The 25,173-nt window shown below is 31.6% G+C and carries 28 protein-coding genes and 1 pseudogene; 22 read left to right on the top strand and 7 right to left on the bottom strand.

Annotated elements, in window-relative coordinates; genetic code table 11:
• Nucleotide 1: 1 nt before the first annotated feature.
• From R4I97_RS02895 to R4I97_RS02865, 7 genes are all read right to left on the bottom strand, one after another.
• The gene (locus tag R4I97_RS02895) at nucleotides 2-3,139 is read right to left on the bottom strand and encodes an HsdR family type I site-specific deoxyribonuclease (protein WP_335783606.1); all 3,138 of its coding nucleotides are present in this window, start codon (nucleotides 3,137-3,139) and stop codon (nucleotides 2-4) included.
• A 440-nt stretch (nucleotides 3,140-3,579) separates the two neighbouring features.
• On the bottom strand, nucleotides 3,580-4,767 hold the full coding sequence (locus R4I97_RS02890; RefSeq protein WP_335783605.1) for a restriction endonuclease subunit S: 1,188 nt from the start codon (nucleotides 4,765-4,767) through the stop codon (nucleotides 3,580-3,582).
• 240 nt (nucleotides 4,768-5,007) lie between these two features.
• Complete coding sequence (locus R4I97_RS02885; RefSeq protein ID WP_335783604.1) at nucleotides 5,008-6,498, bottom strand: type I restriction-modification system subunit M; 1,491 nt, start codon at nucleotides 6,496-6,498, stop codon at nucleotides 5,008-5,010.
• Between the two features lie 225 nt (nucleotides 6,499-6,723).
• On the bottom strand, nucleotides 6,724-7,941 hold the full coding sequence (locus R4I97_RS02880) for a restriction endonuclease subunit S (RefSeq protein WP_335783603.1): 1,218 nt from the start codon (nucleotides 7,939-7,941) through the stop codon (nucleotides 6,724-6,726).
• Between the two features lie 132 nt (nucleotides 7,942-8,073).
• Entirely contained in the window at nucleotides 8,074-10,545 is a 2,472-nt protein-coding gene (locus tag R4I97_RS02875) for a S8 family peptidase (RefSeq protein ID WP_335783602.1), read from the bottom strand.
• Nucleotides 10,545-11,516: an AAA family ATPase gene (locus R4I97_RS02870; RefSeq protein ID WP_335783601.1), complete on the bottom strand. Its 972-nt coding sequence runs from the start codon at nucleotides 11,514-11,516 to the stop codon at nucleotides 10,545-10,547. The genes R4I97_RS02875 and R4I97_RS02870 overlap by 1 nt, the downstream gene beginning before the upstream one ends.
• 124 nt (nucleotides 11,517-11,640) lie before the next feature.
• The gene (locus R4I97_RS02865) at nucleotides 11,641-12,246 is read right to left on the bottom strand and encodes a restriction endonuclease subunit S (RefSeq protein WP_335783600.1); all 606 of its coding nucleotides are present in this window, start codon (nucleotides 12,244-12,246) and stop codon (nucleotides 11,641-11,643) included.
• Nucleotides 12,247-12,622: 376 nt separating this feature from the next.
• On the opposite strand from R4I97_RS02865, the gene rpsL reads away from it, so the two are divergent.
• The 22 genes and pseudogenes from rpsL to rplR all read left to right on the top strand — a co-directional run bounded on the left by rpsL (nucleotide 12,623) and on the right by rplR (nucleotide 25,161).
• A complete protein-coding gene (gene rpsL, locus R4I97_RS02860; RefSeq protein ID WP_015274803.1) occupies nucleotides 12,623-12,997 on the top strand; it encodes a 30S ribosomal protein S12 in 375 nt (124 codons plus the stop codon).
• Nucleotides 12,998-13,011: 14 nt separating this feature from the next.
• Nucleotides 13,012-13,482 (top strand): 30S ribosomal protein S7, encoded by a 471-nt coding sequence (gene rpsG / locus R4I97_RS02855; protein WP_013243974.1) that lies wholly within the window; start codon nucleotides 13,012-13,014, stop codon nucleotides 13,480-13,482.
• Between the two features lie 20 nt (nucleotides 13,483-13,502).
• The gene (fusA, locus tag R4I97_RS02850) at nucleotides 13,503-15,584 is read left to right on the top strand and encodes an elongation factor G (protein ID WP_219695059.1); all 2,082 of its coding nucleotides are present in this window, start codon (nucleotides 13,503-13,505) and stop codon (nucleotides 15,582-15,584) included.
• A gap of 66 nt (nucleotides 15,585-15,650) precedes the next feature.
• Nucleotides 15,651-16,877 carry an elongation factor Tu gene (gene tuf / locus R4I97_RS02845; RefSeq protein WP_013243972.1) on the top strand — a complete coding sequence of 409 codons (1,227 nt, stop codon included), beginning with the start codon at nucleotides 15,651-15,653 and terminating at the stop codon, nucleotides 16,875-16,877.
• Nucleotides 16,878-16,959: 82 nt separating this feature from the next.
• Complete coding sequence (rpsJ, locus tag R4I97_RS02840; protein ID WP_013243971.1) at nucleotides 16,960-17,265, top strand: 30S ribosomal protein S10; 306 nt, start codon at nucleotides 16,960-16,962, stop codon at nucleotides 17,263-17,265.
• A 125-nt stretch (nucleotides 17,266-17,390) separates the two neighbouring features.
• A complete protein-coding gene (rplC, locus tag R4I97_RS02835; protein WP_013243970.1) occupies nucleotides 17,391-18,047 on the top strand; it encodes a 50S ribosomal protein L3 in 657 nt (218 codons plus the stop codon).
• 18 nt (nucleotides 18,048-18,065) lie between these two features.
• Nucleotides 18,066-18,713 carry a 50S ribosomal protein L4 gene (gene rplD, locus R4I97_RS02830; protein ID WP_013243969.1) on the top strand — a complete coding sequence of 216 codons (648 nt, stop codon included), beginning with the start codon at nucleotides 18,066-18,068 and terminating at the stop codon, nucleotides 18,711-18,713.
• Nucleotides 18,714-18,724: 11 nt separating this feature from the next.
• A complete protein-coding gene (gene rplW, locus R4I97_RS02825) occupies nucleotides 18,725-19,018 on the top strand; it encodes a 50S ribosomal protein L23 (protein ID WP_173385055.1) in 294 nt (97 codons plus the stop codon).
• Between the two features lie 14 nt (nucleotides 19,019-19,032).
• On the top strand, nucleotides 19,033-19,869 hold the full coding sequence (rplB, locus tag R4I97_RS02820; protein ID WP_013243967.1) for a 50S ribosomal protein L2: 837 nt from the start codon (nucleotides 19,033-19,035) through the stop codon (nucleotides 19,867-19,869).
• The gene (rpsS, locus tag R4I97_RS02815; protein ID WP_013243966.1) at nucleotides 19,869-20,138 is read left to right on the top strand and encodes a 30S ribosomal protein S19; all 270 of its coding nucleotides are present in this window, start codon (nucleotides 19,869-19,871) and stop codon (nucleotides 20,136-20,138) included. The genes rplB and rpsS overlap by 1 nt, the downstream gene beginning before the upstream one ends.
• Nucleotides 20,139-20,149: 11 nt before the next feature.
• Nucleotides 20,150-20,554, top strand: a complete 405-nt coding sequence (gene rplV / locus R4I97_RS02810; protein WP_014933898.1) for a 50S ribosomal protein L22 — start codon at nucleotides 20,150-20,152, stop codon at nucleotides 20,552-20,554.
• Between the two features lie 3 nt (nucleotides 20,555-20,557).
• The gene (gene rpsC, locus R4I97_RS02805) at nucleotides 20,558-21,295 is read left to right on the top strand and encodes a 30S ribosomal protein S3 (protein ID WP_013243964.1); all 738 of its coding nucleotides are present in this window, start codon (nucleotides 20,558-20,560) and stop codon (nucleotides 21,293-21,295) included.
• A complete protein-coding gene (gene rplP, locus R4I97_RS02800; RefSeq protein ID WP_014933897.1) occupies nucleotides 21,295-21,708 on the top strand; it encodes a 50S ribosomal protein L16 in 414 nt (137 codons plus the stop codon). The genes rpsC and rplP overlap by 1 nt, the downstream gene beginning before the upstream one ends.
• Nucleotides 21,708-21,914, top strand: coding sequence for a 50S ribosomal protein L29 (gene rpmC / locus R4I97_RS02795; RefSeq protein ID WP_013243962.1), 207 nt, complete (start codon nucleotides 21,708-21,710; stop codon nucleotides 21,912-21,914). The genes rplP and rpmC overlap by 1 nt, the downstream gene beginning before the upstream one ends.
• 14 nt (nucleotides 21,915-21,928) lie before the next feature.
• A pseudogene (gene rpsQ / locus R4I97_RS02790) lies at nucleotides 21,929-22,186 on the top strand (30S ribosomal protein S17); the annotation flags it as partial.
• A 110-nt stretch (nucleotides 22,187-22,296) separates the two neighbouring features.
• On the top strand, nucleotides 22,297-22,665 hold the full coding sequence (rplN, locus tag R4I97_RS02785) for a 50S ribosomal protein L14 (RefSeq protein ID WP_014933895.1): 369 nt from the start codon (nucleotides 22,297-22,299) through the stop codon (nucleotides 22,663-22,665).
• Between the two features lie 2 nt (nucleotides 22,666-22,667).
• On the top strand, nucleotides 22,668-23,009 hold the full coding sequence (rplX, locus tag R4I97_RS02780) for a 50S ribosomal protein L24 (RefSeq protein ID WP_013243959.1): 342 nt from the start codon (nucleotides 22,668-22,670) through the stop codon (nucleotides 23,007-23,009).
• Nucleotides 23,010-23,025: 16 nt separating this feature from the next.
• Complete coding sequence (rplE, locus tag R4I97_RS02775) at nucleotides 23,026-23,589, top strand: 50S ribosomal protein L5 (RefSeq protein ID WP_219708119.1); 564 nt, start codon at nucleotides 23,026-23,028, stop codon at nucleotides 23,587-23,589.
• Nucleotides 23,589-23,774 carry a type Z 30S ribosomal protein S14 gene (locus R4I97_RS02770; protein ID WP_008723403.1) on the top strand — a complete coding sequence of 62 codons (186 nt, stop codon included), beginning with the start codon at nucleotides 23,589-23,591 and terminating at the stop codon, nucleotides 23,772-23,774. The genes rplE and R4I97_RS02770 overlap by 1 nt, the downstream gene beginning before the upstream one ends.
• Nucleotides 23,775-23,792: 18 nt before the next feature.
• Nucleotides 23,793-24,194: a 30S ribosomal protein S8 gene (gene rpsH / locus R4I97_RS02765; RefSeq protein ID WP_013243957.1), complete on the top strand. Its 402-nt coding sequence runs from the start codon at nucleotides 23,793-23,795 to the stop codon at nucleotides 24,192-24,194.
• 25 nt (nucleotides 24,195-24,219) lie between these two features.
• Nucleotides 24,220-24,792, top strand: a complete 573-nt coding sequence (gene rplF, locus R4I97_RS02760) for a 50S ribosomal protein L6 (protein ID WP_013243956.1) — start codon at nucleotides 24,220-24,222, stop codon at nucleotides 24,790-24,792.
• A 12-nt stretch (nucleotides 24,793-24,804) separates the two neighbouring features.
• Nucleotides 24,805-25,161, top strand: coding sequence for a 50S ribosomal protein L18 (gene rplR, locus R4I97_RS02755; protein ID WP_335783599.1), 357 nt, complete (start codon nucleotides 24,805-24,807; stop codon nucleotides 25,159-25,161).
• The last annotated feature ends 12 nt before the right edge of the window (nucleotides 25,162-25,173 follow it).

The following is a 25,173-nucleotide window of genomic DNA, read 5'->3' as shown; positions in this document are numbered from 1 at the left end:
TCTACTTTATCTTTTTATCGCTGTAATTAGAATATATATTTAAACCTATCTCAAACAAAATACGCAAAAACTCTTTCATCTCATCATCCTTTATCTTTTCTATTTTGTTATCTTCTTCTAATTCAAACAATTTATCATCAATGCTTCCTTCTATCTTGTTTCTAATATCATTACCATTCTGCCAATCTGGTATTTTATTTTTTGCCTTAAATAGACTATCAACAAACAATGAAAAATCTATTAATATATCTTCATTATCAATATATTTCTTAGAATTGTCATAAACACTTCTTGCACATTTATTTTCTCTTATAGCTTCGTTATATTTAAGGTTCTCCTTTTCATTTTCGCCTTTAAGGGTTAGATATATTTCTCTTGCCTCTTCTAATTTTTCTTTATCTGAAATTCTGCTGTTTTTATATCTTTCTATTATATCTGATATTCTCTCTGAGAGTTTTGTATATAATTCTGGGTTTTCTTCCATTCTCTCTTTTATTACACTGCTTGAAGCATTTAATATAGCATCAGATTTGGCATCTTCTAAATATTCTATCTCTTTTTCAAAATCAGCATCAAATATACTTGGAATCCTATTTAACACTTTTACATTTGTTTCTGTACCTATAAACTCATCATAAAGCTTCTGCATCTTTGATTCGTATTCTTTAAAATCTATTGCCTCATGATGTTTTATTCTTAAATTGCCTCTCAATTCAACACAAGTTTTAAACAATTCTTTATACTTTTCTATCTCTTCATTAGTAAAACTGTCCAAAAAATGTTCGCTGAATTGACATATATTTAAAAGCTTTGAATAATCTAAAAATAGCTCATAAAATTTGTCTCTTTTTTCTTGTTCGCTTAAAAGCGGAGAGCATATATTTATACTGTTTTCTAAAGTGAGTTCAGGCAAAAAGTCTATTAACCTCTTATAAGCATCTTTAAACTCTTCTATTTTTTCTTTTATATCAAACACCGCATCTTCAATATCTTCTAAATCATAATTAGCAAGTTTGTCGTATTCATTTAAAGCCATGTCTAAATTTTTAAGCAATCCCCTATAGTCTATAAGAACCCCATTGTCTTTTCCAGTATAGGTTCTGTTTACCCTCGCTATTGCCTGAAGAAGTCCATGATCTTTTAACTCTTTATCTATATACAAAACCTGTGCCCTTGGCGGGTCAAATCCTGTAAGAAGCTTATCTACAACAATCAATATATCTATACCGCCGTTTTTGAAAGATTTTATAACTTCTTCTGTATATTTATTCTCATCTTTTGAATATTTGCTGTATAAATCTTTCCATTTTTCTGCAACATATTTTTTCTTGTCTGCATTATTGCTGTTGTCTTCGCCCTCATCTGCCTGAGAAGATATTACAACCGCTGTGTTAAGATGATGATAAATGTCAAATATCTCTTTCATTTTTAAAGCCTGATATTTACTTGACACTGCAAACATCGCATTAAAATCTGTATCTTTCAAGTTTTTATTATAATGCTTTGCTATATCATCTGCCAATAATATTAACCTCGGCTCGCTTTCTAATATCACCTTTTCACTTACTTTTTTCTTTTTTAAATTCTCTTTCTCTTTTTCTGTAAGGTCTTTTGTGATGAGGTCATATCTATAATCTAAACCCTCTTTGTTGTATATCTTTTGTTCTATAAATCTGCTTTCATAATATAAAGGCACTATTACCTTATCTTCTAATGCATCTCTTATGGTGTAGGAATCTATAAATCCTCCAAACTTTTCTGCAGTGCTCTTTTCTGATTTATATAAAGGTGTGCCTGTAAAACCTATATAACAAGCATTTGGAAAAACCTTTCTCATCTTATTTGCAAAGTCGCCGTATTGACTTCTATGACTTTCATCAACCAATATAAATATATCAGAAGAATCTACTACCACTTTTTTATCGAATACCTTTTCAAACTTATTTATTACAGTTGTTATTACAGATTTATTTTCTTTAATTAATTTTATTAAGTTCTCTCCTGTTGTTGCTCTGTCTACTGCAATATCAGTGTTTTTAAATGTGTCATGTATCTGCTCATCTAAATCTATTCTGTCTGTAACCACAACCACTTTAGAGTTTTGTATTTTTCTTGATATCATCTTTGTAAGCATAGACATTGTAAGGCTCTTTCCGCTTCCTTGCGTGTGCCAAACAACACCGCCTTCTCTTTTTTTGGAGCTGTTAGTTTTTGAAACTCTTTCTAATATTTTTTTTACGGCGAAGTATTGATTGTATCTTGTTACTTTTTTCGTTGGGCCGTCAAATATTATAAAATATTCCATGATGTCGAAGAGCCTTGTTTTCTCAAACAATGAATATAATGTAATATCTATTTCGTTTATCACTCTGTCGGTTATTAGTTTTTGTAATTCTTTTAGAGTTTTGCTATCTTCTTTTTTGGTTTTATCTTTTGACTTTTCTTTGTCATGATGTTCTTTATCTTTCCATATGTTGTATAATTTTACTTCTGTGCCTGCTGTGCCGTATTTCACTATGTTATCATTAGCACCAACTAATAATTGAGAGAATTTAAATAGGTTTTGAATTTCATTTTCTTTTTGATTTCTACACATCTGTTCAACTGCATTTTGAGAGTCAACACTTCCCTTTTTTAATTCTATCACCGCTATAGGTATGCCGTTAATAAATACCACTAAATCGGGTCTTCTTGTCCTCTCTCTTTCATCTGTGGTCTTTCTATTAACAGCAAATTCTTCTGTAATATGAAACACATTGTTTTCTATGTTATCAAAATCTATATATTTTATGTTGAAGCTTTTTTGTTCATTTCCAATTTTTTCTTTATATGATTCGCCTTTAAGGAGTTTTGATGTAATTATTTCATTTGTGCTTAAATATCCATTGATAAGAGGCACATCCAAGTCTTCAATAGCTTTTTTAATATTATCTATAGAAAAAGAGTTTTGTTTGTCTTTATAAGTAAATGAGTTAATTTTTTTCATTTGTTCTTCTAAGATATTTTTGAGCAGCACATTATTAAGATTATACTCTCTTTCTTTTAGTGCTTCATCTTGAGTAAGAAATTGATATTTCATTTTTTGAAAGAGGTCAATAACTTTATCTTGTAAAAATCTTTCGCTGTATTGTTTAGCCATATTAACTCCTTTTATTTATAAATAATATTTTAATTTGTATCTAAACAACTATATTTTTTATATAAGTTTTTTTTCAACTTTTTCCCGCCGCAAAAAGTTGCAAAAAGTGCAAATGCTATAGCTTTATATGTTTTTGAATATGTATAAACTATATTGTAATACCAACATTTTAAGCTAAAAAATGCAGCCTTTTTGCTTCTTTGGGTCATACCAACAGGTACTTCCTACGGTCGCAAAAGAAGTGGGGGCGTGTACCCTAAGGGCACGCTTCGCAGGGGGCTAGTCCCCACAAACAACAAAAAAAAAATAAAAATTTTATTGTTCTTTTTCCCGCCTTCGCTGTGCGGACTTCGTCAAAGAACCAAAAAGTGCAAATAAAAATATAATACTAAATCATAGTGTTTATATTTTATATGCAAGATAACTTATTAAAATATATCCTAAACTCTTACCTCCCCAGTTAGTAGTTTTTGCATCACGCCTTTTTTTTGAAGCTTGCGAAGCTGTAAAATCTGTTTAAGAATTTCTATATCTTTATCAATGAGCGTAAGCAGCTCAGCAATCTTGTTTTGCTCCTCGAGGCTTGGAATTAATAGATTAAAATTTAAAAAATCACTTTCTGATAATTCCTTTTGACCTGTACCATTAGCTAAATGATAATATTTTTGCATATATGATTTTCTTGATAATAAAAAATATATAAACTTATTATTGCAATCTTCATTAACTGTAAAGCTCATTATTGCATTTGAACATATTGTATTATCAAATTCTTCATCTACAATTGCAATACTTCCATTAAAATAATTTTGCTTACCTATAATTATTTCATCTTTTTTTCTAATATAAAAAGGTCTTTTATCAGCCATTTTTCTTTCTATATTAGAAAATTCTATTCCTTTGTTATGCAATTTAATTGTTATTTTTTTATATTTAGAAGTATCAGGCACTCTATCTTTTGAACCAACTATTAAAATATCTTTTAATTTCACAGTTTTCCACTCGTCCGTAAATCCATTAAAACGCACCTCTCCACTCAGCACCCTTTGCATTACGCCTTTCTTGTATAGCTCTTTTTTCTCTATGAGCTTCGTGAGGTTTTCTATCAAATCATCGAATGTTGAGAGTATGTCGGCTATACGATTTTGCTCGTCGAGGGGTGGAAGAATTATATCCATATTAGCATATTCTTTTCCATTTATACCGGGCTGACCTGTTCTTGCAGATGTAGTCTTTACAAAATCCCAATATCTTTTACTTTGTGTATAATATTTTAAAAATAAACTATTTAATTTATTTTGATTAGGTACTACTTTAATCAAATAACCAGCAAAAACTAAAAGCCCATCTTTTTCATTATATAAATAAGTTTTTCCAACTGATGCACCTGTTCTTGCAAATAAGAAGTCATTTTTATGTAAAATATATTCTTTATAATTATCATTATTGACAGAAACTTTATTACCATCTATAAAATTTCCATACTCATCTATATCTGTTATTCTTATATATGTAGGTAATAAATTATCATATTTTACAGCTGGTGCGTTCATTCCGTATTTTGGTTGTTCTAATAGACATTCTTGTAATTTTACTTCCTGCCAGCCGCTCGGCAAATGTTTTTTCATTAATAGTCCCCCATTAAAAATATATTGAAATGATTACTTTTTGTCAGCTTCTGCATTTTATATCGATTAATATCATTACTTAAAAAATGCAGCCTTTTTGGTTCTTTGTGGCAACAAAAGAACTGGGGGCGTGGGGGCAAAGCCACCACAGATAAAAAACTTAAAAAATATTCCTCTAACAAAAGGTAATCACTCCAACATATTCTATTATAAAATTTTCATTTCAGCAACTTCATAACTTTACAACTTTATGTCTTTCAATATCTTTGCTATGCTTGAATCTAAACTGTCACGCTCCGCTTCCAATTTGCTTATCTCTTCCCTTATACTTTTTAAATCTACATTATCCTCATCTTCAAAAGAATCTATATAGCGAGGTATATTCAAATTATATTCATTCTCTTCTATTTCTTTTAAATCTACTACTTTGCTGTATTTGGAAATGTCTTTTCTATCTTTATAAGCTTTGTAGATTCTTTCTATATCTTCATCTCTTAAACGGTTTTGATTCTTGCCTTTCTCGCATTCCTTGCTCGCATCTATAAATAAAACATCTTCCTCTTTTCTGTTTTTCTTAAGTACAAGTATACAAGCAGGTATTGATGTGCCGTAAAATAAATTGTTTGGAAGACCTATCACCGCATCAAGTAAATTAGCTTTTATTATCTTTTCTCTAATGATGCCCTCAGATGCTCCGCGGAATAATACACCATGAGGCATTACAACCGCTGTTACGCCATTGTTGGCCATGCTGCTTATCATATGAAGCACAAAAGCATAATCGCCCTTGCTCTTTGGAGGTATGCCGTATTCAAAGCGGTTATAATGGTCGTTTAGTGCAAAATCTTCTCCCCATTTATCCAAACTAAAAGGCGGATTTGCTACTACTACATCAAATTTCATTAACTCATCATTTTCTAATAATTTAGGCTCTTTGATAGTGTCGCCCCATTCTATTTTGGCACTGTCGCCTATCTCATGCAAATACATATTCATGCGGCATAATGAGTAGGTTTGAGCATTTTTTTCTTGACCGTATATACTGCAATTATCTTTTCCCAATTCTTTATACACCTTTACAAGCAGCGAACCGCTTCCGCAAGTAGGGTCATAAACTCTAACTCCCTTCCTGTCGCTTACCAATTTCGCTATGAGTATAGATACTTCAGGCGGTGTAAAGAACTCGCCTCCCTTTTTACCTGCATCGCTTGCAAAGTTCTTTATTAAATATTCATAAGCATCGCCCATCACATCATTATTTTCTAAGGCACTGGGGCTTAAATTTAAATCGCTGTCGCTGAAATCTTCTAAGAGGTTTTTAAGTATTGCGTTTCTTGCTTTAGTGGCTCCGAATTTGGTTGAGTCATTAAAATCTATATCATTAAAAATATTTTCAAATTTGGATTTGTTTTGCTGTTCTATTTTTTGTAATGCCGCGTTTATGATTTCGCCTATATTGCTCTCTTCTTTTTTGGATAGCAAATAATCGAAACTTGCTTCTTTTGGTATTTGATATTCCATTCTTAGCAGGTTTCTTTTTAGTCTCTCCTCATCGCCTTTATATTTTTTTTCTAATTCTTGAGTTTTTTCTTTAACGAAGTCGGATAGGTATTTCACAAAGAGCATACTTAAAATATAGTCTTTGTATAGCGATGAGTCGATGGACCCTCTAAAAGTGTCGCAAGCTTTCCAAACGATATTTTGAATAGTTTCTTTAGTAGTTTTGTTCATTTTGAAGTCTCCTTTTTGTTTGCCTTTTATATATTTTATTATTAGTGGTGGCTTTGCCCTACGAGCTGTAGCACCTTTCCGCACGGTATAGCCTTTTATTAACACATATCTTTTATGCGTGCGGGTTATTATCTTTTTTATTATTAGTGGTGGCTTTGCCCCCACGCCCCCAGTTCTTTTGTTGCCACAAAGAACCAAAAAGGCTGCATTTTTAATAAATATATCTTAAATTCTTACCTCCCCAGTTAGCAGTTTTTGCATAAGCCCCTTTTTTTGCAGTTTACGCAGATGTAAAAGCTGTTTAAGGTTATCAATGTCTTGGTCTATCAGCGAGAGCAATTCTCCTATTTTTTTCTGCTCGTCTATGCTTGGTAACTTTACTATCATTTCTAAAAATTTGTTTTTTGATAAATTAAATCTTGTACTTCCTTGTGATAACTTATATGTGTATTTTCTAACATAATTAGAACGGAAATAATATCTTGCAAATTCAGGTACTAAAATATTAAAATTAAATCTAAATCCAAAACAAAAACTATTTAAATATGTATTTTCTACTTCATCTAATAAAACAGAACTGATTGCAACTTCATCGGGAGTTTCAGATGAAATGGTAAAAAAAGCATCTCCATATTGTACTAGATTTTGTTTTTCATTTTCTTCTATATATACATCTTCTAATCTTTTAATATCTATTTTATTACAATCATATATACTTTTGTATGTTATATATTTGGCGTTGCATTTATCAATAAAATCAGAAGCATTTTTGTTGGTAAGTCCACCATATGACATGCCTATATTTTCAAGTTTATATTCTTTCCACTCGTCCGTAAAACCATTAAAACGCGCCTTACCGCTTAGCACCCTTTGCATTACCCCTTTCTTATAAATCTCTTTTTTCTCTATGAGCTTCGTGAGGTTTTCTATTAACTTATCGCATAACGACAACACTTCGGCTATACGTTTTTGCTCGTCTATGGGTGGAAATGGAACTGTCATATTAAAAAAGTCTTCTATTGGAACATTTAATAAACCATGATTTCTAACGCCCTCTTGGGAGATAATACTTAATTGTTTATTTAAAGTACCTACATCAAATAAATATTCAAAAAATGTGCTATCACCTTCAATAATTTTAAAATAAATATATAAAGATGTAGCGACTCCAACATCATAATTTTTTAATTTTCTAAAAACACCATATGGATAACCACGGCAATAACTTTTATTATAGCAAAAATCACCTTTATATAATAGGATATATTTTGATAAATCTTTACTAGCAACAATTTTAGTAAAAAATTTATCTTGGCTTATAAATCCATGTTCAGCTGAAATGGTTAATACATTGTTATTATTGATTGTATTTTTTCTTGTAATTCTTTCCGTTATATCACCTAAACGTTTCAAAGTCCAGCCGCGGGGGAGGGGGTGCTTCATAGTTATCGCTCCTTTCTAGATTATTTATATTGTTGACGCCTATATATTATGCGTATTATTCTTTAATTATTTGATTGGATTTAATTTAAAATATTAAAAATTTCACATGAGTTTTGCATAATTTCAATCTGATTAAATTTCTATTTGTGTTTCTGCCTGTATTTCTGGTTTTATTTTAAGTTTATTGATTACAGGAGTATATATGTTTATTTTATTACCTTCAGCATCTATTTCTGGTGTACTTATTGAAACTATTAATGAATACCTCGTTTTTTCTTCATACTTTTCTAAATGTTTTCTTTCTTTCCACCAACCTCCAACAGGAAATACTGCTATTTTATCACAAGTTGCTAAATCTGCAGCTGTTCCTCTCCAAATATCACTATGTATAGAACCTTTATCTCTTGCATTTTTTCCTATTACCCAATTATCATTATATAAATTAGAATTATTGCTTTCCTCATCTTCTTCATTATTTTGATAGAGCTTATTAATTCTTCTTAAAAATTCTTGGTCTTTTTCTAAAGTTTTTTTTACTTCAAATCTAAGTCCGTGAGAAGAATATTTAAAATGATAATCCCAACCTACTTCACCAGGGGATGGTTCTATGAAATATGATAATGTAACTCTCATTTCAACTTCCAAACTACCCAAATTTAATAAAACATCTTTTGGCCAAGGTAAATCATATAAATCCATTTTATTTAATTTAGTTTCGCTATTTTCTTTTTTAAAAGGCTTTATCTCAGATTGACTTATTAATGTAAGATAATTTTCCATTGTGTTAATCGCTTTATCAAAATTTGGTACTCCATAACCGCATATTCTAAGTAATGATTTATAATACGACTTTATTTTATGGTTGAAATTTGGAAATAAATGTTTTATCATCTCATCAGGCCAATATGCACAATGAATCATCAAAGCCCTTATTGTCTCAGGCCATGCATTAGGATATGAAGATTGTATTTGAGCTGCAAACCAAGATGCTTTTGCTGTAGCAGCACTTGTTGCATTGATTGTTGTAAAATAATTTTGATTATTAGATGTTGTTAATGTGGATAATTCTTCTACCAATGTAGGAAAACCAGTATTATCTATTGCTGTATTTCCACCTTCCATTAATATATCTGGTTTTATACTCCATTTATCATTAAATCTGCAAGATGTTTTTGTATATGGAGATATACAATTTTTATTAGCTATGACTTTATATGATTTATATTCTTTATCTGATAAATTATATTTTTCTGTATATGCTCCTACCGTAATAGCATTAAAAGATTGAGATGGATCTTCTACAATTTGTTTTTTATTAATTTCTGGATAATTTTTATGATATTTCTCTTCTATATTCCCAGTTGGTAGAAATATTATTCTTTTATTATTAATATCATCACCATAGCATAATTTATCAATAGTGGCAGACCAAGAAGTAACTTTACCATTGTTAGTGCTATCTTCAGAAGTTACAGCCATACAAATTATATGATTATATTTTGGATTTAATCTTATAGATTCATAAACTAATCTTTCAGTTATACTTCCCCATAATTCTTTGTCAATTTTTGTTTTTGGTAGTATTTTACCTGATGAAATACGGTGATTAATCTTAATAATTTTTTTATTGTCAATATAATTTTCTAAATCATTATATAATACTACTCCTGCCATTTCTGTTCCATGTCCATCAAAATCTGTTAAATCAACTCCTTCTTCAAATGAATAACTGTTAGATATGAATTTATTTATTAATGGGTTATTCTTATTAATACCAGTATCAAAAATATCCACAATAACATCTGTTCCTTTATTAAATTTTGTTCTTTTTTGTAAATCTCTTATAATTTCTTCTTTTACATTTTTGTTTTCTTCATTGATAATAAATGGTATAATATCATTATATTTTTTGAATTTAGATATATTATTGCAATTTTTTAATAAATTTAAAATGTCTCCTTTGCTTGCATAAATTAAAAAAATAATTTTTTCAGGAAATATCAAAGCATTTTTATTAACTTTTATATTTATATAATTACATCTATTTAAAAAATCTTTTATTGTTTCATCTGATTTATTATTAATATAATTAATCCAAACTTCACAAAATTTTTTTTCTATTGAAGGTATATATTCAATTTCTTCACTATCCCAAAAAGACTCTAATACCGCATTATAAATATTTTCTATACTTTCAATTAAATCTTTATTTTTTGGATTATTTTTTTTAGTTATTTTTTTTAGATAGTCATTTACTTTTTCCAGAAAAAAACTTTCTGCTCCTTTAGGAATAGATACAGTAACTCTTTTTATTATTTTATTATTTTTTATAATTATGTCTGTATTTATCAATGTTATATTATGTTTCTTATCTAATAAACTAGTTATTACAATATCACAATCTTCAGCACTTTCAAATACAATTTTTCTTATACTATCAGTATCGCATTCTCCAAAATTGCTTATTGCATCCTCAAATTGTTTTTTTATTTTTTCACCATGTTCTTTTCTATTTCTAGGTTTTAAATTTAATTTTCCACCTCCGATTCTAGAAAAATCCATTGTGTATTTTTCATCAATAAAAATATGTTTGTAAGTTGCCATTATTTCTTATCCTTAAACTTGTAAGAGTTTTTTCTTTCCTCTATCATTTTTATTAAACTTGATTGTGTTATAGTTCTTCTATCATTTAAAATAGCTTCTTTTATTGCATTATCACATGCATATACGATTTCAGCATGACTTAATTTTTTTGTTTTTTCTAATATTTTTGCAAATGATAATTTATTAGGTTTAAAATCTCCAAGTCTATAATTAATAAGTAATTTTATTTCTTCATTGCTTGGTAATGAATAATAAATAATATCATCAAATCTTCTATATAATGCCTGGTCTAAAATTTTGGGATTATTAGTTGCTGCTACTATTATACTATTTGATTTATCTTGTTCTATAAATTGTAAGAATGAATTCAATACTCTTCTTATTTCACCAATATCATTGTTTAAATTTCGTTCAGCACCTATAGCATCAAATTCGTCAAATAAATAAACTGCCCTTCTATCATATAATAAGTCAAAAATCTTTCTCAATTTAGCACTGGTTTCACCAAAGTATTTTGTTATTATTTTGTCTATCATAACAATATGCAAAGGTAAAGATAATTCTCCAGCTATAACAGAAGCTGTTAAAGTTTTTCCTACTCCAGGCTGTCCAGATAATAACAATTTTCTTCTATTATCTAAACCATATTTTTTTATTTTTGATTGCAATTTATATTCATCAATAATTCTATTTAATTTTAATTTAATATTAGCATTTACTATGAGATTATTCATTTTATAATCTGATTTTTGTACAATGACTAGATCTGAAAAATCATTTACATTAGCAATAATTTTTATATTATTTTCTTTTTGTTTTTTATCAATTAATTTTTTTATATCATTAGCAAATTTTTCATGACCATTTTTAGCTTCATAAGCTGCTATTTGTAATGCAGTGGTGTAAAAACCATTTTGATCATTATCATAATGATATTTTATTAAAGTCTTTATTTGTTCATAAGTAGCCATTTATAGCCTCTTTAAATCTTAAATATATAATTAATTATATTTTAATACTTCAAAAAATCAATTAATATATTAAAATATATAACTTTGATTAACAAATTAAATATTTATTAAGTCATATATTAATTTATATTCTTTCATTAGTAAAAAACTCTTTCAGCACTCCAATATAAAACTTTTCTTTCTGCTCTAAAATGCTTCTTTCTACCTCCAATGACCGTTCAAATAGGCGGTTGGCTTCTATTATTTTCTTTTGCTCTTCTATATTTGGAATATTTATTTGTATTTCATATAGGTTTGATATGCCTACGGATATTATTCCTGTGCCTCGGGATTGTTTTTGTAGGAAATTTTGTATTTTTCTGCTTGAGTTTATGTAGATGGCTAAAAATTCAGGCAGACATATATTTTGGGCTTTTTCTTTTAGTTTGATGTTGGCTATTAATGAGCTTATTATATAATCTTGGGCGTTATTTTTTATGATTATTGCTTTAAAAGGTTCTCTTAGTCTTATGAGTATGTCATTATTTTCGATGATGTTATAATTTTTTTGATATATTGTTATTGGTTCATTGTTTATGGAGTTAGGTTTGAATTCTGTAGAGAAATTATCGAATGCTTTTAGGTTAATGAGTTTAATGTTTATGGGGGTAGATTGTTTTTTTGCGGTTAATCTTTGTATTTGGCTTCCGATTTTGATGTCGGCTATATTTTTAAGTAATGTTTTTTTCATATTAAAAAGTATATGAAATTTTATGATAAAGTCAAGTAATTTTGTTTGAATAAAGTTTGTTGTAAGTTAAAATATAACAGTTTTTTATTATGATATGCGTTTTGGGTTCTTTTTAGTGCTTATATTTTTTAAAAAAATTCTAAAATTCGTTAAAAAACTATTGATTTTTTTATTTTATTGTTTTATAATTTTCTAACTTTCAGAGAAGCGATTAAAGCGTTTAGTATTAGTTTTCTTTACAATTATGTAGATAAATACTATAAAAGCTCGGCTGTTACAAGCTGTTTCGTTTGAAGATAAAATTTTATATATATATAAATCCTTTTTAATAAAGGGTAAAAATAAAAAAAAATAAAGATTAGAGGTTTTGTATTGTATGCCTACAATTAATCAATTAGTAAGAAAAGGTCGTAAACGTATAGTAAATAAGACTAAATCACCTGCGTTAATGAAATGTCCGCAAAGAGAAGGTGTTTGTACTCGTGTAACAACAACTACACCAAAAAAACCTAACTCAGCTATGCGTAAAATAGCTCGTGTAAGAATAACAAACGGTATGGAAGTAACAGCATATATACCTGGTATAGACCATACATTACAAGAACACAACCGTGTACTTATAAGAGGCGGAAGGGTTAAGGACTTACCTGGTTGTCGTTATCACATAGTTAGAGGAAGCCGTGAAGCTTCTGGTGTAGAGAAGAGAATGAAGTCTAGAAGTAAATATGGTACTAAAAAACCTAAGGCTTAATGGAGTGAATTAATATGGCAAGAAGAAGAAGAGCACAAACAAGAAAGATAAATGCTGACCCAATTTATGGCAGTGTTGTTATAAGTAAATTTATAAACAAATTAATGTATGACGGCAAAAAAAGTAAAGCTGAAAACATTTTTTATAAAGCTATGGATTTGGTAAAAGAGAAAACAGGAAAAGATGGTTTAGAGGCTTTCAATGAAGCTATTAACAACATAAAACCACAAGTAGAAGTAAAATCAAGAAGAGTTGGCGGTTCTACTTATCAAGTACCTGTTGAAGTTAGACCAGACAGACAAAATTCATTAGCTTTCACATGGCTTATAGATGCTTCAAGAAAAAGAGGCGGAAGAAGCATGATAGAGCGTTTGTCAAATGAAATAGCTGATGCGATAGAGGGTAAAGGTCAGGCAGTTGCTAAGAGAGATACAGTACATAGAATGGCTGAAGGTAACAAAGCATTTGCACACTTTAGGTGGTAAGGTTTAAGGAGAGAGAATAAGTGGCACGTCAAATTTCGTTAGAAAATACACGTAATATTGGTATTATGGCTCACATTGATGCTGGTAAAACTACTTTAAGTGAGCGTATATTATTCTTTACAGGTAAGACACATAGATTAGGTGAGGTTCATGAAGGTGCAGCTGAAATGGACTGGATGGAGCAGGAGAGAGAAAGAGGTATTACAATTACTTCTGCTGCAACTACTTGTTTTTGGAATGGTCATAGAATTAACCTAATAGATACTCCAGGGCACGTTGACTTTACTGCTGAGGTAGAAAGGTCTTTAAGGGTATTAGATAGTGCTGTAGGAGTTTTCTGTTCTGTAGGCGGTGTTCAGCCTCAAAGTGAAACAGTATGGAGACAAGCAAGTAACTACAAAATCCCAAGAGCTATTTTTGTTAATAAAATGGACAGGATTGGTGCTAATTTCTACGCTGTTTTAGATCAAACAAGAGATAGATTAAAAGCAAACAGTCACCCAGTAGTTATACCTATAGGTGCAGAAAGCAACTTCGAGGGTGTTGTTGATTTAGTAAAAATGAAAGAGATAGTTTGGGTATCTGAAGATGGTATGAAGATGGAAGAGAGAGAAATCAGACCTGAACTAAAAGAACAAGCAGAAAAATATAGAAATGAATTATTAGAAGCAATCGTTGAATATGATGATGATGCTATGAATAAGTTCTTTGAAGGTGAGGAAATAGATATTCCTACAATCAAAAGACTTATAAGAACAGCTACATTAACAGCAGACTTCTTCCCAATGTTCTGCGGTACAGCTTTCAAAAACAAAGGTATTCAAGTATTAATAGATGCTGTAGTTGATTATTTACCATCTCCATTAGATAAGCCTGAAATAGAAGGTACAGATTTAGATGGTAATGTTATAAAAAGAAAAGTAGCAGATGATGAGAAATTCAGTGCATTAGCATTCAAAATAATGACAGACCCACACGTTGGAAAAATAGCATTTTTAAGAGTTTACTCTGGAATATTAGAAGCTGGTTCTTATGTGTATAATGCTACAAAAGGTAAAAGAGAGCGTATCGGAAGAATACTTCAGATGCACGCTAATAAGAGAGAAGAGATTGAACAAGTATATTGCGGTGATATAGCAGCAGCAGTAGGACTTAAAGAAACTACAACAGGTGATACATTGTGTCCTGAAAATGCTCCTATCATCTTAGAATCAATCAACTTCCCAGAGCCAGTAATTAACGTTGCTATAGAGCCTAAAACAAAAGGTGATAGAGATAAAATGTCTATAGCTTTATCAAGACTTGCTGAAGAAGACCCAACATTCAGAGTTAGTTTTGATGAAGAAACAGGTCAAACAATCATCGCAGGTATGGGTGAGCTTCACTTAGAGATTATCTGTGATAGAATGAAAAGAGAATACAAAGTTGAGGCAAATGTAGGTCGTCCTCAAGTATCTTACAGAGAAGGTATTAAGAAGACAGTTGAAGTTGAAGGTAAATTCGTACGTCAGTCAGGCGGTAAAGGTCAGTACGGTGATGTATGGTTGAGAATTGGACCTAATGAGCCTAATGCAGGATTTAAGTTTAACAATGAAATCGTTGGTGGTGTTGTTCCAAAAGAATATATACCAGCTGTAGAGAAAGGTTGTGTTGAGGCTATGAATACAGGTGTTCTTGCTAACTATCCTATGTTAGATGTTATAGTATCAGCATTTGATGGTTCATTCCACCCAGTAGACTCATCAGAAATGGCATTCAAAATTGCTGCTTCAATGGGTTTCAAAGATGGATGTAAAAAAGCAGATCCTTATTTGTTAGAGCCTATGATGAGCGTAGAAGTTGTAACACCAGAAGATTATATGGGTGATATTATCGGTGACTTAGCTTCAAGAAGAGGACAAGTTCACGGATTTACTGATAAATCTGGCTACAAATCTATTAATGCTACAGTACCTCTTGCAGAGATGTTTGGTTATACAACAAGTATAAGAAACGTATCACAAGGTAGAGCAAGCTACACAATGCAGTTCTCACACTACGAGGAAGTACCTAAGAACGTAGCAGAAGAGATAATAGGTGCTAGAATGGGTAACGCTAAATAACAAAAAATAAAAATAAATAAAAAAACAATTTCCTAGAGAATAGGGATAAATAATTGGAGGATAAAAATGGCTAAAGGAACTTATGAAGGTACAAAAACACACGTAAACGTTGGTACTATCGGTCACGTTGACCATGGTAAAACAACATTAACATCAGCAATAACTGCAGTATCATCTGCAATGTTTCCAGCAACAGTACAAAAAGTTGCTTATGACTCAGTAGCAAAAGCTTCTGAGAGTCAAGGTAGAAGAGACCCTACAAAAATTTTGACAATCGCTACTTCACACGTAGAATATGAATCAGATAACAGACACTATGCTCACGTAGACTGTCCAGGTCACGCTGACTATATTAAAAACATGATTACAGGTGCTGCTCAGATGGACGGTGCTATCTTAGTAGTATCAGCAGAAGACGGTGTAATGCCACAAACAAAAGAACACGTACTTCTTTCAAGACAAGTAGGTGTAAACTACATCGTTGTATTCTTAAACAAATGTGATAAATTAGATGACCCAGAAATGGCAGAAATAGTAGAAGCAGAAGTAGTAGACGTATTAGACCACTATGGTTTCGATGGCTCTAAAACTCCTATTATTAGAGGTTCTGCAATCAAAGCTATTCAAGCAATCGAAGCAGGAAAAGATCCAAGAACTGATCCAGATTGTAAATGTATATTAGACCTATTAAACGCACTTGATACTTATATTCCAGATCCAGTACGTGAAACAGATAAAGACTTCTTAATGTCAATCGAAGACGTATACTCAATCCCTGGAAGAGGTACAGTTGTTACAGGTAGAATAGAAAGAGGACAAATCAAAAAAGGTGACGAAGTAGAAATCGTTGGTTTAAGAGAAACTAAGAAAACTACTTGTACTGGTGTAGAAATGTTCAAGAAAGAAGTTGTTGGTATAGCTGGTTATAACGTTGGATGTCTTTTAAGAGGTATTGAACGTAAAGAAGTAGAAAGAGGACAGGTATTAGCTAAACCAGGTACAATCACACCTCATAAAAAATTCGAAGCAGAAGTTTATATCTTGAAAAAAGAAGAAGGTGGAAGACATAGCGGTTTCGTAAGCGGTTACAGACCACAAATGTACTTCAGAACAACAGACGTAACAGGAGTTATCAACTTACCAGAAGGTTCTCCAATGATAATGCCAGGTGATAACGCTAACTTAACTATAGAGTTAATCAGCCAAATCGCTATGGAAGAGAAACAAAGATTCGCTATACGTGAAGGTGGTAAGACAGTAGGTAACGGTGTTGTAACAAAAATATTAGAATAATTTAAGGAAAGAAATAAAGGGATATGTTTTAATATTAAATGTATCCCTTAATATAAAAGAATAAAAGCGAGTAATTCAAACTATGAAAGAACAGAAAATAAGAGTTAAATTAAAAGCCTTTGATATAGAATTAATTGATCAATCAGCTCAGTCAATAGTTGCTAGTGTAAAGAAGACAGGTGCAAGAGTATCAGGACCTATACCACTACCTACAAGCATAAGAAAGGTAACAGTAATAAGAAGTCCGCATGTAAACATTAAGTCAAGAGAGCAGTTCGAGATGAGAGTTTATAAGAGATTAATAGATATCTTTGATGTAACACCTCAAACAACTGAGTCTTTGAAGAAGTTGGCACTTCCAGCTGGCGTAGATGTACAGTTGAAGTAAGAAAGGTTTTTTAAACCGTGTGAATAAAACTTTACTACGTTTTGTTTGTATGGTTATAATTTTAATAGTTTGACTTAAAAATTGGTAAAAAAAGAAGTAGTAAAATCATTATAGAGGATTAGCCGATGGTAGGAATAATTGGCAGAAAATTGGGTATGACAACAGTTTTCGATGAAACTGGCAATGCTATAGCAGTAACAGTTGTAGAGGCTGGGCCATGCACAGTTATGCAGGTTAGAGATAATGAGAAAGATGGCTATAATGCTATTCAATTAGGTTATGGTGCTGTAAAAGAAAAGCATTTAAAAAAGCCACAAATAGGGCAATTTAAAAAAGCAAATTTAGAGCCTAAGAAATATTTAAAAGAATTTAGGTTGGATGATTCAAGTGCTTATACAGTTGGTCAGGAACTTAAAGTAGATATATTTCAAGCGGGCGATTTTATAGATGTTAGTTCTTTGAGCAAAGGTAGAGGATTTGCCGGCGTAATGAAAAGACATAATTACGATGGTGGTCCTATGAGTCATGGTTCTAATTTCAGAAGAAGAGCAGGTTCTATAGGTTGTAACAGTTACCCTGCAAGAGTATGGAAAGGCAAAGGTATGCCTGGTCATATGGGTAATACTTTAACTACTATACAAAACTTAAAAGTAGTTGAAATAAGACCAGAAGATAACTTGATTATGATTAAAGGTTCTATACCTGGAGCTATAAACGGTATAGTAAAAATCACTCAAGCAGCTAAGAAGAAAAATAAGAAGAAGAACTCAATGACTAAATAATAAAAGCAGGATGATAAAATGGAAGTAGTAATACTAAATGAAAATGGAGATAGCGTAGGTAATTTAGAGGTAGTTGACGAGATATTCAAATCAGAAGTTAACAACAATCTACTTTACGAAGCAATCAAAAATGAGTTGGCGAACAGACGTCAAGGAACTCACTCTACTAAGACAAGAGCAGAAGTTTCAGGAGGCGGTAAGAAGCCTTGGAGACAAAAAGGTACAGGTAGAGCAAGAGCAGGTTCTACACGTTCACCAATTTGGGTAGGCGGTGGTAAAACACATACTCCTAAGCCTAGAGATTATAGTTATAGATTGCCTAAAAAGATGAAACGTAAGGCTCTATTGTCTGTTTTATCTTTGAAATATGGTAACAATGTTCTTAAAGTTTTTGAGGATTTCACTTTTGATGCTCCAAAGACAAAAAGAATGGCAAGTTTTATAAGTAAGGTTAAAGAGCCAAATAGCAGAAAGGTAGCATTTGTAGTAGGTAAAGATGAGTCATTAGGTGATAATTACAATAAGTTATTATTATCTTTAAGAAACATCAAAGATTTAAAGCTTGTAAATGCAGACAGTATGTCTATACATCCTTTATATTATGCTGATGAAGTATACTTTACTAAAACAGCTTTATCTAAATTAAATGCTAGAATTAAGGGATAATAAATATGAGCATGTATTCACTTTTAATAGAGCCTATACTTACAGAAAAGAGTAATATCCTTAGAACTGAGCCTAAAGGAACAGAGAAGCGTTATTATGTATTTAGAGTAAGACAGGACGCTAATAAGCAAGAGTTGAAGAAAGCGGTTGAAAAAATATTTAATGTACATCCGCTAGATTGTAAGATAATAAATGTAAAGCCTAAGAAGAAAAATCGCAGAATGAGCAGACGCGGTTATACACGCAGTTATAAAAAAGCGATAATAGTTCTCGATGGCAAAGAATCAATAGATATAGTAAAATAAGTTGAGGGATACCGATGGCTATTAAGAAATTTAAACCGACAACACCAAGTTTACGTTATCGTACAGTAGTTGATTTTTCGGATATAACAACAAATGAGCCTTGTAAATCATTAGTATGCGGAAAGAAACGCATAAGCGGAAGAGGTTCAAACGGTCGTATCACTATGCGTCGTCGTGGTGGTGGACACAAGAAATTATTTAGATTAGTAGATTTTAGAAGAGATAAGCATGATATAGAAGCTAAAGTAGTTTCTATAGAGTATGATCCTAACAGAACAGCTCGTATAGCTCTTTTACATTACACAGATGGTGAAAAAAGATATATAATATGGCCATTGGGACTTAATGTAGGCGACAGAGTTGTTAGCGGAGAAAATGCTAAAGTAAAAGTAGGTTGCACTTTACCTTTAAGAAAGATACCTTTGGGTACTATAATACATAACATAGAAATAACACCAGGAAAAGGTGGTCAGCTTGTTAGAGCAGCAGGCGGTGGTGCTCAGATAACAGCAAAATCTGGCGGTTATTGTGTAATAAGACTTCGCTCTGGTGAAGAGAGAAGAATATTAGAAGATTGTTATGCTACTATAGGACAAATCGGTAACTTAGACCATTTCAACACTACAGACGGTAAAGCTGGTACTACTAGACATAAAGGTAGAAGACCAAAAGTAAGAGGTGTTGTAATGAACCCAGTAGATCACCCACACGGTGGTGGTGAAGGTAAGAGTGGACAGGGTAACCCACATCCAGTATCTCCTACAGGTGTACCTACTAAGGGATATAAGACTAGAAAGAAAAACAAATATTCTGACAGATTAATAATTAAGAGAAGAGGGGGTAAGAAATAATGTCTCGCTCTATTAAGAAAGGACCTTTTGTAGATAAAAATCTTTTCAAGAAGATACAAGCTGGAGATAACAAGCACCAAATAAAAACTTATAGCCGTGCTTCAACAATTATTCCAGAGATGATAGGTTTTACTATAAATGTTCATAACGGAAAAACATTTGTAGCAGTTTATGTACAAGAGAATATGATAGGTCATAAATTAGGTGAATTTGCTCCTACAAGAACTTTTCGTTCACATGCAGGTGCAGCTAAGGTAGCTAAGAAATAAGGAATTGGACTATGGAATATAAGGTAAAGGTACGTTATTTACGCATAGGTCGCAGGAAAGTAGCAAGATTACTTCCTTTCGTTAAAGGTGAGTATGTTAACCATGCTATCGCTAATCTTACAACTATGCCACAAATGTCATCAGTTGTACTTAGAAAGGCTATAAAAAGCGGTATAGCAAATGCTATTTCTCAGACTAGAACTATTAACCCAGACACATTATGGGTTAAGACAGCTTTTGTTGATAAAGCACCATCATTGAAACGCATAAGAGCAGCAAGTCGTGGTAGTGCTGATCCTATATTAAAAAGAAATTCACATATTACTATAGTATTAAGTGATGAAAAAAAACCTGAGAAGAAAAAAATTAAGAGAGTTGCAAAAAAAGAAGAAGCAGCTAAAGTAGCGGAGGTATAAACTATGGGTCAAAAGGTTAGTCCAATAGGTTTAAGACTCGGAGTTAATAAAACTTGGTCTAGTAAATGGTTCGAAGATGGCAGAACTTATGCAGATAGTTTGCATGAAGATTTATCTATAAGACGCTATATAATGAACTATTATTATAAGACATTAAAAGAAGAACAGAAAAAAATTGGCGGAAAGAAAGAGTCTTTTGATCCTGCTATATCTGACATACAAATAGTACGTTTCCCAGATAGAATCAATGTATTTATTTCTACTGCAAGAGTAGGAGTAGTTGTAGGTCCTAAGGGTCAGAGAGTTGAGGCTGTTAAGGCTGCTGTACAAAAGTTAGTAAAAAAGCCTATTAATGTTTCTATATCAGAAATAAAAGAGGCTGAATTAGATGCTACTTTGGCAGCACAAAGCGTAGCTCGTCAATTAGAAATGCGTGTTGCTTTCAGAAGAGCTATGAAGAGTGTTATCACTCAAGCTATGAAGAAAGGTGCTAAAGGTATAAAAGTTATGTGTTCTGGTCGTTTAGCAGGTGCTGATATCGCTAGAACAGAACAGTACAAAAATGGTTCAGTACCTCTTCATACAATAAGAGCAAATATAGATTATGGTACTGCTGAAGCTTCTACTACATTTGGTATCATCGGGGTAAAAGTGTGGATATATAAAGGCGAGATTCTTGATAAGAAAGAAAGCAAACAAGATGATGCGGGTAAAGTTATCAGTGCTAAAGGAGATAGATAATGTTACAACCATCAAGAACTAAGTATCGTAAACAGCATAGAGGTAGAATGAAAGGTAAGTCCAAAAGAGGAAGTAACTTAACTTTTGGAGATTATGGTTTAATGGCATTAGAGCCTGTATGGCTTACAGATAGACAAATTGAAGCTGCACGTATTGCTATATCAAGACATGTTAAGCGTGTAGGTAAAATGTGGATAAAAGTATTTCCAGACAAACCTTATACTAAAAAGCCAGCAGAAACAAGAATGGGTAAAGGTAAAGGTAACGTTGAATATTGGGTAGCAGTTGTAAAGCCAGGTAAAGTTATATTTGAAATAGCAGGTGTACCAGAAGAATTAGCACAATCTGCTTTCAGATTAGCTGGTTTCAAGCTTCCTATTAAAACTAAGTTCATTAAGAGGGAGGCTATATAATGGCTAAGAATAATAAAGATTATAAGTCATTAGGTTTAGAAGAGCTTAAGGGTGAACTTCTAAAATTAGAAAAAGAATATCAAGAGCATAGATTTGAAAAAGTAGTTGGTGATGCAAGACAAACTCATCAATTAAAGAAAGCTCGCAAAGATATAGCTAGAGTTAAGACATTTATACGTCAGCATGAACTTGGCATAAAAAAATAGTGTGAGGTATTACTGTGGAAAACAAAGCAAAAAAATATAAAAGAGTACTTGAAGGAATTGTAGTTTCTGATAAAATGGATAAAACTATAGTTGTAAAAGTAGAGAGTAAACAGAAACACCCCCTTTATGGTAAGACTATAAGTAAGAATAAACGCTATAAAGCTCATGATGAAAAAAATGAATGTTTTGAAGGCGATTTAGTAAGAATAATAGAGTGCAGACCTATTAGTAAAGATAAAAAATTCAGATTAGTAAAAATCGTTAAGAAGTCTGAGCGTGTAGAGAAAGATTCTATGGATAGCGATGTAGAAAGCGTATTAAAACGTGAGAAGCATGCTCCAGAAGCAGCAGTTTCTTCACAGGTTGAAGGAGAGTAAGAATTATGATACAAGTACCAACTACTCTTAATGTAGCCGACAACACAGGCGTAAAGAAGTTGAAATGTATTAAGGTATTAGGAGGAAGTAGACGCAGATATGCTACTTTAGGAGATGTTATAGTTTGTTCTGTAACTGATATAATCCCTACTTGCTCTATAGAAAAAGGTAAAGTTGTAAAAGCTGTAATAGTAAGAGTAAAGAAAGAAGTTAGACGCCCTGATGGTTCATACATACGTTTTGATGAGAATGCTGCTGTTATAGTAGACGATAAAAAAGAGCCTCGTGGTAAACGTATATTCGGACCTGTAGCTCGTGAACTTAGGGATAAAGGCTTTATGAAAATCGTATCACTTGCACCAGAGGTAATATAATTATGATAAAGAAAAAAGATTTTAGTAATACAAAATACAAAATAAAAAAAGGCGATACTGTTGAAGTGATAGCTGGAGAGCAGAGCGGAGAACGCGGTGAAGTATTGTCTATAGACAGAGCAAAGGGAAGAGCTTTCGTAAAGAATATTAACATGATTAAAAAAACTATGCCTAAAAGTCAAGAGAATCAAAAAGGCGGTATAGTTGAGAAAGAGGCTTCTATACATATATCTAATCTTATGTTGGTTGACAAAGGCGGTAAAACTACTAGGGTTGGAAGAAAAGAAGTTGATGGAAAATTAAAAAGATATGCTAAAAAATCAGGCGAAGTTCTTGATAAGTAAGTAGGAGTTATTAAATATGTCAGTATTGAAAGATAGATATGAAAATGAAATAAGACAATCTTTGTTAAAAGATATGAATTTAAGCTCCTCTATGGCTATACCTAAAATAGAGAAAATTATTATCAATATGGGTATTACTCAAGCTGTAACAGACAAAAAATATGTTGATTCTGCTGTAGAAGAACTAAGTCAAATAGCAGGTCAGAGAGCTGTTATCACTAGAGCTAAAAAGTCTATAGCTAACTTCAAATTAAGACAAGGTATGCCTATAGGTTGTAGAGTAACTTTGAGAGGAGAGAGAATGTATGACTTCTTGGAAAGGTTAATATTTATAGCTTTACCAAGAGTAAGAGACTTCCAAGGTATTCCTAGAAGAGGTTTTGACGGAAGAGGTAATTACAATTTAGGTATAAAAGAGCATATTATATTCCCAGAAATAAGTTTCGACAAAACAGATGCTGTTAAGGGATTAAATATAACAATAGTAACAACTGCAGATAATGACGATATGGCTCGCACTTTATTAGAACGTATAGGTTTGCCATTTCGTGCTGCACCTAAAAGTCAGGAGAATAAATAATGGCTAGATTGGCACTTAAAGTTAAAGCTACAAAAAAACAAAAATATAAAACAAGACAATATAATCGCTGCCCTATATGTGGAAGACCTCGTGCTTATATAAGACAGTATAAAATGTGTAGAATCTGTTTTAGAGATTTAGCAAATAAAGGTTTAATTCCGGGCGTAACTAAGTCTAGTTGGTAATTTAAGGAGAGTATATAAATGAGCGTACATGATCCAATAGCAGATGCTTTAACTGTGATTAGAAATGGTTGTAGAGCAAAAAAAGAGAATGTAACTATACCTTTTTCTACAAAAATGGAAAATATACTTGCAATTTTGAAAAAAGAAGGGTATATTAATGACTTCAAAAAAGTAGAAGTAAAAGATAAAAATTTCTTCCGCATAGAAATAGATTTGAAATATTATGAGGGAAATTCTGTTATAGAAGGTATTCAAAGAGTATCAACTCCAGGTCTTAGAGTTTATACATCAGTAGATACTATTCCTCAAGTAAAAAATGGTTTCGGTATATCTGTAATCTCTACTAGTAAAGGCGTAATGACTGATAAAGAAGCTAGAAAAGAGAAAGTTGGCGGCGAAGTTTTATGTTATGTATGGTAATATAAATTGAGAGAGGGTATTTATAATGAGTAGATTATCAAATAAGCCTATAGCTATTCCTCAAGGCGTTGAAGTAAAAATTGACGGCCACAAAGTAGTAGTAAAAGGTAAAAGAGGGGAGTTGACAAGAGAGTTTTTTGATTATATAATACTTGAACTTGAAAATAATTCTCTTTGGGTTAAACCTCCTAAGATTGATAGCACTGATGAAGAAGCTATAAAAGAAAATAAAGCTAAGTATTCTGCTAAATTAGGTTTAGTTTGGAAACTTATTTCTAACATGATAGAAGGTGTTAATACTGGTTATAAAAAAGTATTACAATTAGAAGGTACAGGTTACCGTTCTAATGTTCAGGGAGATACTTTAACATTACAATTAGGTTTCTCTAGTGATGTAAAAATGAAAATCCCTGAGGGTATCAAAGTAACAGTAGAAAAAGACACTAAAATCATTATAGAAGGTAATGATAAAGAGAAAGTAGGCGAACTCGCTATGAATATTAAAAAGAAAAGACCTGTTGAGCCTTATAAAGGTAAAGGTGTAAGATTTGAAGGCGAGTATGTTAAAATGAAAGAAAGTAAAAAAGCTGCTAAGTAAGGGGTAAGCTATATGAGTTTAAGAGAAAAAATTAAAGCTCAACGCGAAAGAAGAAAGAGAAGCATACGTATAAAAATAGAGGGAAGTTCACAGCGTCCTAGACTTACAGTTTATAAAAGTCTTAAATATGTATCTGCTCAAATAATAGATGATAGTAAAGGTGTAACTTTAGTATCAGCATCTTCTCAAGAGAAAGATTTAAAAAGCGGTAAAAATGTAGATGTAGCTAAAGAGATAGGTAAAGTATTAGCTACAAGAGCAAAAGAAAAAAATATTAGTGAAGTAGTGTTTGATAGAAACGGCTATATATATCATGGAAAAATAAAATCCTTAGCTGACGGTGCTCGTGAAGCAGGATTGAAATTTTAAGGAGTATAACCT

It is taken from the genome of Brachyspira pilosicoli (genome assembly GCF_036997485.1).
GTDB classification, from domain to species: domain Bacteria; phylum Spirochaetota; class Brachyspiria; order Brachyspirales; family Brachyspiraceae; genus Brachyspira; species Brachyspira pilosicoli_C.
Note: the sequence above shows the minus strand (reverse complement) of the source record. Positions and strands in the feature narration are given on the sequence as shown.

What these genes read in the sequence shown, in the direction of transcription:
- R4I97_RS02895 (WP_335783606.1), bottom strand. Translation starts at nt 3,139, where the DNA reads ATGGCTAAACAATACAGCGAAAGATTTTTACAAGATAAAGTTATTGAC.
- R4I97_RS02890 (WP_335783605.1), bottom strand. Translation starts at nt 4,767, where the DNA reads ATGAAAAAACATTTGCCGAGCGGCTGGCAGGAAGTAAAATTACAAGAA.
- R4I97_RS02885 (WP_335783604.1), bottom strand. Translation starts at nt 6,498, where the DNA reads ATGAACAAAACTACTAAAGAAACTATTCAAAATATCGTTTGGAAAGCT.
- R4I97_RS02880 (WP_335783603.1), bottom strand. Translation starts at nt 7,941, where the DNA reads ATGAAGCACCCCCTCCCCCGCGGCTGGACTTTGAAACGTTTAGGTGAT.
- R4I97_RS02875 (WP_335783602.1), bottom strand. Translation starts at nt 10,545, where the DNA reads ATGGCAACTTACAAACATATTTTTATTGATGAAAAATACACAATGGAT.
- R4I97_RS02870 (WP_335783601.1), bottom strand. Translation starts at nt 11,516, where the DNA reads ATGGCTACTTATGAACAAATAAAGACTTTAATAAAATATCATTATGAT.
- R4I97_RS02865 (WP_335783600.1), bottom strand. Translation starts at nt 12,246, where the DNA reads ATGAAAAAAACATTACTTAAAAATATAGCCGACATCAAAATCGGAAGC.
- rpsL (WP_015274803.1), top strand. Translation starts at nt 12,623, where the DNA reads ATGCCTACAATTAATCAATTAGTAAGAAAAGGTCGTAAACGTATAGTA.
- rpsG (WP_013243974.1), top strand. Translation starts at nt 13,012, where the DNA reads ATGGCAAGAAGAAGAAGAGCACAAACAAGAAAGATAAATGCTGACCCA.
- tuf (WP_013243972.1), top strand. Translation starts at nt 15,651, where the DNA reads ATGGCTAAAGGAACTTATGAAGGTACAAAAACACACGTAAACGTTGGT.
- rpsJ (WP_013243971.1), top strand. Translation starts at nt 16,960, where the DNA reads ATGAAAGAACAGAAAATAAGAGTTAAATTAAAAGCCTTTGATATAGAA.
- rplC (WP_013243970.1), top strand. Translation starts at nt 17,391, where the DNA reads ATGGTAGGAATAATTGGCAGAAAATTGGGTATGACAACAGTTTTCGAT.
- rplD (WP_013243969.1), top strand. Translation starts at nt 18,066, where the DNA reads ATGGAAGTAGTAATACTAAATGAAAATGGAGATAGCGTAGGTAATTTA.
- rplW (WP_173385055.1), top strand. Translation starts at nt 18,725, where the DNA reads ATGTATTCACTTTTAATAGAGCCTATACTTACAGAAAAGAGTAATATC.
- rplB (WP_013243967.1), top strand. Translation starts at nt 19,033, where the DNA reads ATGGCTATTAAGAAATTTAAACCGACAACACCAAGTTTACGTTATCGT.
- rpsS (WP_013243966.1), top strand. Translation starts at nt 19,869, where the DNA reads ATGTCTCGCTCTATTAAGAAAGGACCTTTTGTAGATAAAAATCTTTTC.
- rplV (WP_014933898.1), top strand. Translation starts at nt 20,150, where the DNA reads ATGGAATATAAGGTAAAGGTACGTTATTTACGCATAGGTCGCAGGAAA.
- rpsC (WP_013243964.1), top strand. Translation starts at nt 20,558, where the DNA reads ATGGGTCAAAAGGTTAGTCCAATAGGTTTAAGACTCGGAGTTAATAAA.
- rplP (WP_014933897.1), top strand. Translation starts at nt 21,295, where the DNA reads ATGTTACAACCATCAAGAACTAAGTATCGTAAACAGCATAGAGGTAGA.
- rpmC (WP_013243962.1), top strand. Translation starts at nt 21,708, where the DNA reads ATGGCTAAGAATAATAAAGATTATAAGTCATTAGGTTTAGAAGAGCTT.
- rplN (WP_014933895.1), top strand. Translation starts at nt 22,297, where the DNA reads ATGATACAAGTACCAACTACTCTTAATGTAGCCGACAACACAGGCGTA.
- rplX (WP_013243959.1), top strand. Translation starts at nt 22,668, where the DNA reads ATGATAAAGAAAAAAGATTTTAGTAATACAAAATACAAAATAAAAAAA.
- rplE (WP_219708119.1), top strand. Translation starts at nt 23,026, where the DNA reads ATGTCAGTATTGAAAGATAGATATGAAAATGAAATAAGACAATCTTTG.
- R4I97_RS02770 (WP_008723403.1), top strand. Translation starts at nt 23,589, where the DNA reads ATGGCTAGATTGGCACTTAAAGTTAAAGCTACAAAAAAACAAAAATAT.
- rpsH (WP_013243957.1), top strand. Translation starts at nt 23,793, where the DNA reads ATGAGCGTACATGATCCAATAGCAGATGCTTTAACTGTGATTAGAAAT.
- rplF (WP_013243956.1), top strand. Translation starts at nt 24,220, where the DNA reads ATGAGTAGATTATCAAATAAGCCTATAGCTATTCCTCAAGGCGTTGAA.
- rplR (WP_335783599.1), top strand. Translation starts at nt 24,805, where the DNA reads ATGAGTTTAAGAGAAAAAATTAAAGCTCAACGCGAAAGAAGAAAGAGA.